The organism is Alkalibacterium iburiense (genome assembly GCF_039521845.1).
Taxonomy (GTDB): Bacteria; Bacillota; Bacilli; order Lactobacillales; family Carnobacteriaceae_A; genus Alkalibacterium; species Alkalibacterium iburiense.
This window is the reverse complement of record NZ_BAAACW010000014.1, coordinates 1-11,785: the sequence shown is the minus strand read 5'-3', so window position 1 is coordinate 11,785 and position 11,785 is coordinate 1. Positions and strand designations below refer to the sequence as shown.

The window sequence follows — 11,785 nt, the reverse complement described above, 5'->3', positions numbered from 1 at the left end:
ATGACCATATTCATTTTCAATCTGGATACCTATAATAGGGCCGCCATCTTTATAAAACAGACCCTCTACTTCTTTATAAATATGCTTAAAATAATTGTCTACCTGTTTCAAGTACTCTGAACCATTGGATCGTAATTCATACCCTCCGTTTTGAAGCCAATCTGGAAAGCCACCATTCCGTACTTCCCCGTGAGCCCAAGGTCCAATTCTTAAAAAGAAATAAAGCTCTTGTTCCTGGCATAATTCTATGAACTGCCTTAGATTTCTTTGGCCACTAAAATCCCATTGGTCTTTTATTTCTTCATGATGAATCCATATGACATAGCTAGCAACTATACTAATGCCGCCAGATTTTATTTTAGCCAGTTCACGCTTCCATTCTCTCTGGTCAAACCTTGAATAGTGAAATTCTCCCATTACCGGATACCAGGGCTTTTGATTTTTTTCGAAGTAGTGAGTATTAATACTCAATTCTTCTTGTCCATTCCTCCCTTCAAAGGGCAAGGGTTTAATTAACTTACTAGTGGGTTCTATATTTATAATCGTTTGAGTCAAATCTGAGTCTCCTTTTAGGCTTTTTTATCAAGAATTTCTATAACGATTGGGTGTGAAGCCAGTGTGTTTTTTAAACAAACGATAAAAGTAACTAATATTATCGTATCCAACTAAATTAGCTACCTCTTCAACTGAGTTGCTTTTATACTTTAATATTTTTTTCGCTTCATCGATTCTTTTTTCCTGTACTAAATCTTTAAAGGTTTTTCCGGAACTTTGTTTAATTAATTTACTTAAATTATAAGTAGCCATATTCAATTTATCTGCTAGTTCATTAAGAGATGCACTAGGATAGAAATCACTTATATAATTGATTATTTCATTCATCCGTCGATAGTCATAATTCACTTCTTTAGATTCTAGTAAATGTGTGTGCTTCATTAGTTCAACAAAGAGAAGACCCATAGTAAATTTCATTTTTATTTCAGTCAGTAAATTTTTGTCCATCATTTCCAAAATCATTTGTTCCATCAGCTTCTGAATCGATTCGACTGAAGATACTTTAAAGTATAGATAACTGCCATCTTTATTATTGTCAAATAGACTTTGGAAAAGGAATTTATTTATCATTTCCCCAGTAATTTCTTTTTCCAGCTCTTGGAAAATATAATCAAAAAATGAGGGGTTGATAATGAAATTGATTATGATGTCTTCTTCCCCACATTTTTCTAAAGAATGCTCAATGTGTTGGTTCAAAAACAGCATTTCTCCCTTTTTAAGAACAATTTCCTCATTCCCTATTTTTTGCTTAAGTTGACCATTGAAAACATAATTAAGTTCGATATAATCATGCTTATGCATTGGAAACTTAATGAATCGGGGATGCTTTCGCGTAATAATTAAATTGTCATCTTTCAAAAATTTAGAACTTTCAATAACAAATTCTTGTTGGGTCGTGTAATAAGCTTTGACTATGTCTTTTTGTGAGGCATTGATAATACTTTTTTCTTCATCATTATATTTTTTCAACTTCTTTAATAGTGCATCCATTTGTTAACAGCCACCTCTTAGATTTAACTAATCACTTTTAATACTTTTATCTTATCTATTAAGCCTGATTCCAACTTTATTCTATCATACTTATTAGCTAATGTATTAGTTACTTCTAATTGGATTTCTGAATTCAGCATGTCTTCTTTAGTTAGAGTAAAGCAATAAGGAGCCCAGAACTTCGTATCACTTTCTTTTCCATCTATAATTAGTGTGACAAACTCCTTTACTCGTCCTAAATCCAATAAATAGTGATTATCTGATAAATCATCTGTATTATGGAATGCTAACGTATATTGTATTGAACCGGAATAAAAGGCTAATTCTTCTGTTTCTGTCCACGATCCAAAATCGGATAGCGGCTGGTCAGTATGCTTGATTGAAACATCAACTGACGTTTCTTCTGTACGGTTTGATTCATATACTTCTTCGGACTCTTCAACAGACGGCTTAATGAAAACTAACTGGTTAGCCTGAATAGTGAATTCTGATTGAGAGCCGACTAACTTGTAATGATTTATTGTCCCTTCCCAAGGGTCCCAAATCTCAAAACTGTTTATGTTAGAGTTGAATGTCACTTCTAAGTTTTCTGAAGAAAAGCCTTCATTTGATAGTGCGTAAAACTCTGTCCCCTCTTTTTTAAAGTGTGACAATCTGATATTCGACAGGTTCTCTCCCTTAAATTGAATATCTGCAGTATATCTGTCTTTTAACTTTTCTAATAGACTGTCACTTATTTCGTTATTATAAATAATTAATTGACCACCGGCCGCTTCAAATTCCTTAAGCTTATCCTTTATTAAATCTATTTTTAAATACGTCTCTGGAATAAGGACGGTATCATAAGCTTGTTTATTTATTTCAATAAATGATGAGTGAATCGTCACTTTATTGTCAAACACATAATCATCTAGTAAATAGTTAAACTCTATCTGATTTTCATACAGTGTATCTAAGCCTTGGTGAGGCATAAAATCGGCTTGAGCGATAATGCAGATGTTCGTTTGGTTGACAACATCACTAAACATATAACTGCAGCGCTTAATGAACTGCGAGAAATAATGGTACTTATCCCACCATAGGTTATTCAACCCTACATCAGGTGCGCGCTCATGTTTTCTTTCTCCTCTAATCGAATAAAAAAAGGCATGAGGAATGATCATATTGACTCCTCTAATAAATAGCCAGTTTAAATACCATTTCATGTCAGTTGGAGATAAGGACCATTGAATCCCATCTTTTCCACAGCAGCCGAACACTTCATTAGAGTTTCTACCGATCCCCTTGTGTCTGGCAGCATCAGATGAACATTTAGCAAGAGTAGAATGAGTGCCAGTGACATTTAATTTATTCTCTGGCGCTACCCATCTCCATACAGTATCCTGACCAGGAATTTGAAAATGTTCCTGAAGGCCTAAATCATCACTTCCATGAGGATGGCCAGTTAAGAAAATATTATGTTCTTTGCACCAATTAGAAATCGGCTGGTAATAGTTTTCACTTAATAAATCCGTGACACATTTAGCATACTTCTGATTGAGTAGGCTGTCTTTTTCTTCTAAAGTAGCTAATGCAATATCTTTCAGATCAAAGCCTTCCTCTGATAATTTCTTGTAAAGCTCATCATTAAAAGGAAGCATGTTTTTTTGAGCATTTCTTCCAAGTATATCCGGCTCATCAGTAAAGAAACCCACTATAGTAGATCCGAAAAACTCTTTTAAATTCTCATAATAACTCTCATGTGTCAGTAGCATAAAGTATTTAATCGCTTTTTTGTTTAATAAATCGACCGATGCCGGTGCATTTTCTTCTCCATCATCTTCGCCGTAATGAATCCCTCTAATCGTCCCTTTACTATCTTCATGAACAAGATAGTAAAGATTATTACCAGAGTGTCCTTGGTATTCTTCTATGATTTTCCCATCTTTAATAAGATACTTAAAAATAATTTCTTGAAACCCTTCATTATCTTGCTTAAATTCTTCTGCTTTTATACTATAAATTCCTCTAGAGGCATATTCAGGATGCTTTTCTACAACCTGCCCATTCGCTGAACCGGAGGGATACATTCCTTCATCATATAAAATAACCCTCATGCCTAACTTTTCAGCTTCTTTTACAGCCACCTTGACATAATGAAAAAACTTTTCACCTAGGTAAACGATATCTTTGGGGATACCTATTCTGGGATGTAAAACAAAACCGTTAACACCTTTATCATTCATTTCCTTTATTTGCCTTTTAATTTCACCTTCATCCAGCTCATCATTCCAGAACCAAAAAGGATAAGGCGTATACTCTTTGTCGGGAGATTTAAACTTTCCTTCCATTATTTCACCACCGCATATTATTGAGCTAAAATAAAGATCTCAAGAATACGTTCATTTCTTAAGATCTTTATTTGTGCATTATTTATTTTTAATATCAACTAAATCTTTAATTTGAATAGGTCTTCCAGAAGCGATTGATTTGTTAGCTGCAATCCCAGTCAATATCGACAAAGCTCCATCCATATGACCAGCAGCTCTATTTAAAGGATCTTCTTTAGGTTCTCCAAAAATGTCTTCTAGCAGGGCAGGGTCTCCTCCACCATGTCCACCAGATTCCATTTTTATTGGTACTTCATAAGGTTCTTCAAATAATGGGAACACCATTAATGAAAAATCTTCTAAAGCTCCTTCATTTTCTTTCTTACCTCCAGAATTTATATAAGAATTCTCGACAACTTTCAGTTCAATTCTTCCTTTGTCCCCATTTAAGACAACATTAAAACCTTCCCAAGGCATATAGGCATTTAATGAATACGTTAAAATTGTCCCTCTGTTGTATTTGACTAATGCGCCTAACGTATCTTCAATCGATATTTCATCTGAAAACACATTTCGGTCTCTAATATACCCGCTATCAGCTTCAGCATTTAAATAAAGCTCTCTTAACTCTTCAGTTGATGTAAGATCAATAGCGAAAGGATCATCCTCTATATGTCCACTTTCGTAGTATCGAGGGTAACGGGACTTGACGCCTCTTTTGTCGGCATTGGCTCTTCCATAAAAGTTTAAATCACCATAGGCAAACACTTCTTTTGGTGTAGAATTAATCCAAAAGTTAACTAAATCAAAGTGGTGAGTCGATTTATGAACGAACAATCCCCCACTATTCAACTTGTTTCGATGCCATCTTCTAAAGTAATCAGCTCCATGCTTTGTATTTAGAAGCCATTCAAAGTGAATGGAGTGAACATTTCCAATCACACCAGAACTGACTAATTCTTTTACTTTACTATTATGCGGAGCATATCTGTAGTTGAAAGTGACAGTCAATTTCTGTCCTGTTTTTTCCTGACAATCTAAAATAGCCTGAGTTTTTTCGGCATCGATAGTCATTGGTTTTTCTGTAATAACATCATACCCTTTTTCCATCGAAGTAATGATATAGTGATCATGAGTTCTGTCTACACTAGTCACTATAACCGCATCAGGTTTTAATTCATCAAGCATATCTGTGAACTGATTTTCGAAATAAGTTGGAACGGGTTTTTCATAGTCATAGGTTTGTGTTAACTTTTTATTCACAAAGTCCATTCTCGTCTGAGAAATATCACATACACCAACAATCTCACTTGTTTCACTATAAGTGGAAGCAATCGATTCGTAGAAAAATCGTGCTCTTCCACCTACGCCTACTTGTACATATCTTTTCTTCATCTAATTACACCTTCATTATAGTATTGGAGAATGCTTAATTTAAAAGAACCGGGTTCTTTCATGATAATGTTTTTACTATACACTTAAATCATAATCAATATAAGCGACAGTAGTAGCTAGGAATTCTTCTAAGCCATGACGCCCATCTGCTCCACCAATACCTGATTTTTTCCAACCAGCATGGAAACCTTGGATAGATTCGAAGCTTTCTCTATTGACATAGACTTCTCCAGCATCCATGTTATTGATGAATTTCATCATAACATTAGTATTATTTGTAAAGATGGCTGAAGTTAATCCAAATTCAGAATCATTAGCTAATTCTAACGCTTCATCTAACGTTTTAAATGTACCTATAGGCAAAACTGGTCCAAAGATTTCATTTTGCATAATATCCATGTCATTTTTAGTATCAACGATAACAGTCGGTTCAAAGAAGTAGCCATCGCCTTTTCCTTTGTTTCCTCCAGTTAAGACGCGAGCGCCTTCTTTTTTAGCCGTTTCAACTTTTTCCATAACTGAGTTTAATCCAGATTCAGTAATAAGAGGACCCATTCCTACGGAATCATCACTTAAAGGATCACCATAAGTCACTTGACTCATTGCTTGTTTAATTTTTTCATAGAATTCTTCTTTAATATCTTCATGAACGTACACACGCTCTGTACAGTTACATACTTGACCAGAGTTAATCACGCGAGAATCGACAATAGATTTAACAGTCAAGTCTAAATCAGCATCTTTCCATACGACTGATGGCGCTTTTCCGCCTAATTCTAAGTTCACTTTAGTAATATTTTTAGCTGCAGCCTCCATAACTGATTGTCCTGCAGGAACAGAACCTGTAATGGACACCATGTCTACTTTAGAACTAGAAGCCATTTTGCTTCCTAATGTTCTATCACCTGTTACGATGTTAACGACACCTTTAGGCAAGTTAATATGCTCTAATAGTTGAGCAAAGACTAAGGCATTGTTAGGTGAACTGCTTGATGGTTTTACAACTACTGTATTTCCTGTTAACAATGCTGGAGCTACTTTACGTGCGATTAAGAAGAAAGGATAGTTCCAAGGTAAGATACCTGCAACCACACCTAATGGTTTTTTGAAAATTAAGATATTTTCGTTTGGACGGTCGCTAGGAATGATTTCTCCTTCATACTTGCGAGCCCAACCAGCATAATACTTAAAGTATTCAGCTGTCGCTTCTACCTCTCCAATTGCCTGTGCAGTCACTTTTCCTACTTCTTCTGAAATAATACGAGCAAACTCTTCTTTATGTTCAAGTATCAAGGCAGAAATTTTATATAAGTATTCTGCTCTTTCAGCTGATGGGACGTTCTTCCACTCTTTTTGAGCACGAGTGGCTGCATCCAACGCTCTCTCTAAATCTTCATCTGAAGCTTTTGGTACTTGGTTTATCACCTTAGCATTTGAAGGATTGACATTATCCGATGTTTCTTTGTTACTTGCGTCTACAAATTCGCCATCGATATACATTTTATATTGGTCTAGAACTAAATCCATTATTCCCTCTCCCTTATAAAGATTTTTCTTACTATATTTAGTATACGTTTTCATAAGTGTTTTATTAATATCTTAAGTTGTCAAAATACTGTCTTAAATTGCCTAAGTTTTATCCTTTTACAGAACCAATCATAATACCTTTAGCGAAGTGTTTCTGTAAAAACGGATATATCATCATAATAGGGGCAGTTGCAATCACAATGACTGCTAACTTCATACCTTCTGCTGGTGGAATATAATTAGGATCTAATTCGCCAAGTGAATGTGGATCACTAGCTATTGTTACTTGACGAAGTATCAACTGTAATGTCCATCTAGAACTATCATGCATATATAAAAGTGGTCCCATGAAATCATTCCAAATTGCAACTGCAAAAAATAGTGTGAAAGTTGCTATCAGAGGTTTTGATAATGGAAGAACTATTTTCCAAAAGATCTGTAATTCAGAAGCTCCATCAATCTTTGCGGATTCTTCTAATTCTTTGGAGAAATGTTGAAAGAAGTTTTTAACTATAATTAAATTGAAAGGATTAATTGCTCCTGGTAAAATTAATGCCCAATAAGAATTAACTAGCCCTAATGATTGAACAATTAAATAAGTAGGTATCATACCCCCACTAAAAAGCATAGCAAAAACAACTATATTCATTAATATTTTGTTACCTTTTAAATCTCTTTTCGACAATGGATATGCCATAGTAAAAGTGAAAAAGAGATGAGTCAGCGTACCGACTATTGTTACTCCTATCGTGATAATTATACTCCTAACAAAAGCACTCGAAGAAAATATATGTCTGTATGCATTTAACGTAAATGTTTCAGGCCATATAAAGAACGCTCGCCTAGCTAACTCTGCTTCAGTGGCAAAAGATCCTGCTACTACATATAAAAATGGTAGAATTGTAGTGGCAGCAAAAATCAGAAGAAAGAGTATATTAATAAAATCAAATACTTTTCCAGGTTTCGTATTGTGTAATTTGTGAATTGATGCACTCGTACTCATGAATTTCTCTCCTTTCTTAGAATAAACCGCTATCTTTATCTACTCTTTTTGCTATAAAATCTGTAGTCAATATTAGTATAATACCTACTAGAGATCTAAATAAACCGATGGCTGTACTGTATGAATGAGCTCCTTGAGTAATTCCAATAGTATAAACATAGGTATCAAATACATCTGCTACTGACCTGTTTAAAGAGTTCGTCATTAAGAATATCTGATCAAAACCAGTGTTTAAAATTGAGCCCATACTTAAAATTAACATTATTACAATTGTGGGTCTAATGGCTGGTAATGTAACGTGCCAAATCCTTCTAAAACGACCAGCTCCGTCTATAATTGCTGCTTCATATTGCTCGGGCGATACTCTAGATAATGCTGCTAAGAATATTATAGTTCCCCATCCTGCCCCTTTCCAAACTTGTTGAAGTATGATCATGGGTCGAAATAATTCAGGATTCGCTAAAAAATTAAGTGTATTACCTGTCAGTGAAGTATATAAATCACTGATAACGCCACCATTTATTGAGAATAAAAGATGGGTAAGTCCCACTACAATTGTCCACGATAAAAAGTGAGGTATATATATACAGGTTTGTATAAATCTTTTATATAACGAACTACGCAATTCATTTAATAAAACGGCTAATAGTATTGGAATCGGGAAAGATACAGAAATCCCTAAAAATGCTATTATTAAAGTGTTGCTAAGTAACCTGACAAAATCAGGACTATCGAAAAACTGACGAAAATGTTCAAGCCCCACCCATTGGCTACCATTAATGCCTAAAAATGGAACATAGTTCTTGAAAGCGATAATTACCCCATACATAGGTGCATATCTAAATAAAGCAAAATAAATTATCCCAGGCAATAATAATAAATATAAATACTTATATTTCCAAAAATACTTGAATAAATTTGAAAATCTTGATTCTGTTTCCTTTATATCATTTAACTTTTCCTTTGCTGTTAGTGTTTTTGTCAATTCGTTTTGTGTTTCTGCTTTATTGTCCATTATTTCACCCTTTCACTAAATATATCTATAATTTATTATTTTGTCATTCAATATTGAAGCCCTATTTCCCCCTTTAAAATATTGTTTGCGCTTTCAATATCTTAACTTTAAAAAATATATTAGGATTTTTCAATTGAAGATTTTTGCTATAATGTTTTATTTTAAACCCTTAGAATATTAACGTGTTGTAAATATTCTTGAGTTTTGTTGCAATTTTGTACTATTCTCACTCGTTAGTCCTCAAGTAGAATTGCTATTAATAATTTACTTTAGTATTATTCTCCGTTAGTTTAAAGGAGAAATAAACTTTCCCCTTTAATACTAACAGATCTTTATTGTTTTTAAATCTCATTACTTTTGTGTTTTTTCCTATATTGTCCAGGGGTTAAACCCTGATTCTTTTTAAATATTCTATTGAAATAGCTATTTTTATATCCAACATCTTCAGCTATTTCACGAATTTTCTTATTAGTATTTATCAGTAATTTCTTTGATTGTTCCAATCTATAAGTTGTTAAATAATCTATAAAATTAGTACCTATAATTTGTTTAAACCATTTACTTAGGGTGTAGGTATTAATGTTTAACTTATCTGCACATTCTTCTAAATAAATATCATACATGTAACTAGAGTGTATATAATTCACAGCTTCATTTACAATGTACTCTTTTTCTGAAAGTTCTTTTTCTTCTCTGGAAATTATATAAGGTGTAATAATTTCTTCATAAAGAAATTTAATAGTTTCCTGAACATTTATATTATAAATTAACTTTTTGTAGAAATTATTATCTTCATAAATATCAAAAGGGTTATTGCCATCTTTTATAATTTTCCTTTGTATACTCCCATATAGTTGAACAAGCGAGAATTGAATTATATTACCAGATTTGCCATCGAGATATTCTTTAAATTCCTCAAGTAAATCGTTTATTATTTTATAATTTCCTAGTCCAATGTTTTCCATAATTTTATTTTCAATATTAAATGGATAGTTAAAATCATCATTTGTCTTAAGTTTATTGTCTTTTGGCAGCACAATAACATTATCCGTTTTTTGCTCTAGTGAACTCTTTTTAACTCTAATTTGTTCAACTATCTCATTGAGATAATACAAACTGTTAAAAGGTCTGCTCACAATAACTGAGTAATTAATACTATCACGATTACTTGTAGTTTTATCAAGAATATGTAAAATATCTTCTAAACTAATTTTTTCATTGTCAAAGCTAATCACAATACCTGAATGCTCTGGCGTATAGTTGATCCAAAAATTATTTTCAGGAAAATATTCTTCAAATAATTTTTCCAATTGCTTTTTTTCATTGAGCTCTTTAAATTGAATGTCAATATAGTAATAACTTTGTCCTTTAAAGAAATAACTAAACTCTTCATATTCTTCTAATAGTTTATCATTGTAGTCTTGAAATCTTCCCTCTACCAATTGATATAAAATACTACTAATTAATTTTTTATTAGTTATATTAATATCTTTTTCTAAGCCTTTTTTTTCATTTCTTAAATCCTGTAGGTTCTGAATCGTTAATTCTATGGAGCTATAATAATTTCCAGCTTTACCGTTAATATTTTCTGTTATATTGCTTAGAGGCTTTAAAATAAATTGTAATGTGAAATTCGCTAATATCATCGATAAAAGTATACCAATCAAACTTACAATTATTATAACTATTGATACATTTCTAACTGGCTCAGTAATTATAGAAACAGGTACAGCAGAAATATACGTCCAACTATTATTTACCCGATCCATTGAACCAGTGATAACCGAGTAGTTTTCTCTATCGATACTTTCAATTACTTGAGAATCAATTAAATTGTTTTTATCTCCTTTTTCTAAAATTCCTGTTAGCTCTGGATTAGTATTGTTATTAGAAGAGAGCACTATACCATTTTCATTATCTATTAAATACGAATAACCTGTATCAAAAGGATTTAGTCCATCCACCATTTGAGAGATAGTATTTAAGTTCAGTTCTACTACAAAAGAAGACATACTTTCATCATACACATTAAAAAACGATGGAACATTTCTCACTAAGACAATATCTGCTATGTGACTTTCATTTGATTCATTTAAAGTATTTATTCCCCAGTAGAAATCACCAATTTCGATGAAATTACGATAATATGTCACTAAATCTTCGCTAACCCTTCTTAAATTAGGATTAAAAACTAATGGACTATCAGAATCTAGAAAAAAATGAATTCTTTCGATTAAATTTGAACTATTCTGCTTAGACAAAAGCACATCTCTTAATTGTTCTGCGATATAAAAATCTTCATTGAAATCAATGTTTGCATAGTCTCTCGTGAAGAATGATTGGTGACTTGTATTATTTAAACTTAATTCTAAAGCCTGAAATTCTTGATCAATAAAATCTATTTGCGATTGAACCTGTTTTTCATGATTGCTAATCATTTCATTAGTCATTTGATCTACAACGATAAAATAAATTGTTAATCCAATAAGTAAACTAGGTATTGATACAATTAATAATATCGGTGCAATTTTTATTTTTGATAAACCACTTATAAATGAAGCTAGTTTATAATTTATATTCTTTATTTTATTTTTGACAATATTCATAAATAGCACCTTCAATTTAAAACTTTTTACTATTGTATTTATAAGTTTATTTAATCACTTTTTTTCTTTTATCTTAGTTATAATTTATATTTAGGCACTAGTGTTGCATTAAATTATTTAACTGTTTCATGACATAAAAAAGTCCTTTATAATGGGGTTGGATGACTTATCCAAGACCAATATAAAGGACTACGACATGGATAAGTATAAAACAAAAATGACCATAAATAAATGGTTTTCGTACATTAATCTTAAAAATCTAAGTGTCAAAGCACAGGAAAACATCCAGGCGTTCAATCGTTACTCTAAAAAGTGGACCTTTAAGAAAGTGATTCGCCTATTTCTTTACGCCATCAACGATGAAACAGACAGTTTACGGCACTTG

8 protein-coding genes and 1 pseudogene are annotated in these 11,785 nt (G+C 32.4%); 1 reads left to right on the top strand and 8 read right to left on the bottom strand.

Annotated features, from left to right (window positions below):
- The 8 genes from ABDZ53_RS00625 to ABDZ53_RS00590 form a co-directional block, all read right to left on the bottom strand.
- Positions 1 to 555, bottom strand: a 555-nt coding sequence (locus tag ABDZ53_RS00625; RefSeq protein WP_343752932.1) for a beta-galactosidase, incomplete at its 3' end; no start/stop codon positions are given.
- A gap of 27 nt (positions 556 to 582) precedes the next feature.
- Positions 583 to 1,545 (bottom strand): AraC family transcriptional regulator, encoded by a 963-nt coding sequence (locus ABDZ53_RS00620; protein WP_343752930.1) that lies wholly within the window; start codon positions 1,543 to 1,545, stop codon positions 583 to 585.
- A gap of 23 nt (positions 1,546 to 1,568) precedes the next feature.
- Positions 1,569 to 3,875: a glycosyl hydrolase family 2 protein gene (locus ABDZ53_RS00615; RefSeq protein WP_343752928.1), complete on the bottom strand. Its 2,307-nt coding sequence runs from the start codon at positions 3,873 to 3,875 to the stop codon at positions 1,569 to 1,571.
- 78 nt (positions 3,876 to 3,953) lie between these two features.
- Complete coding sequence (locus ABDZ53_RS00610) at positions 3,954 to 5,249, bottom strand: Gfo/Idh/MocA family oxidoreductase (RefSeq protein WP_343752926.1); 1,296 nt, start codon at positions 5,247 to 5,249, stop codon at positions 3,954 to 3,956.
- A gap of 75 nt (positions 5,250 to 5,324) precedes the next feature.
- Positions 5,325 to 6,776: an aldehyde dehydrogenase gene (gene aldA, locus ABDZ53_RS00605; RefSeq protein ID WP_343752924.1), complete on the bottom strand. Its 1,452-nt coding sequence runs from the start codon at positions 6,774 to 6,776 to the stop codon at positions 5,325 to 5,327.
- A 109-nt stretch (positions 6,777 to 6,885) separates the two neighbouring features.
- A complete protein-coding gene (locus tag ABDZ53_RS00600; RefSeq protein ID WP_425541660.1) occupies positions 6,886 to 7,779 on the bottom strand; it encodes a carbohydrate ABC transporter permease in 894 nt (297 codons plus the stop codon).
- A 16-nt stretch (positions 7,780 to 7,795) separates the two neighbouring features.
- Positions 7,796 to 8,794: an ABC transporter permease gene (locus ABDZ53_RS00595; protein WP_343752922.1), complete on the bottom strand. Its 999-nt coding sequence runs from the start codon at positions 8,792 to 8,794 to the stop codon at positions 7,796 to 7,798.
- A 341-nt stretch (positions 8,795 to 9,135) separates the two neighbouring features.
- Positions 9,136 to 11,400, bottom strand: coding sequence for an AraC family transcriptional regulator (locus tag ABDZ53_RS00590; RefSeq protein ID WP_343752920.1), 2,265 nt, complete (start codon positions 11,398 to 11,400; stop codon positions 9,136 to 9,138).
- A gap of 196 nt (positions 11,401 to 11,596) precedes the next feature.
- On the opposite strand from ABDZ53_RS00590, the pseudogene ABDZ53_RS00585 reads away from it, so the two are divergent.
- Positions 11,597 to 11,785, top strand: a pseudogene (locus ABDZ53_RS00585) (IS4 family transposase); the annotation flags it as partial.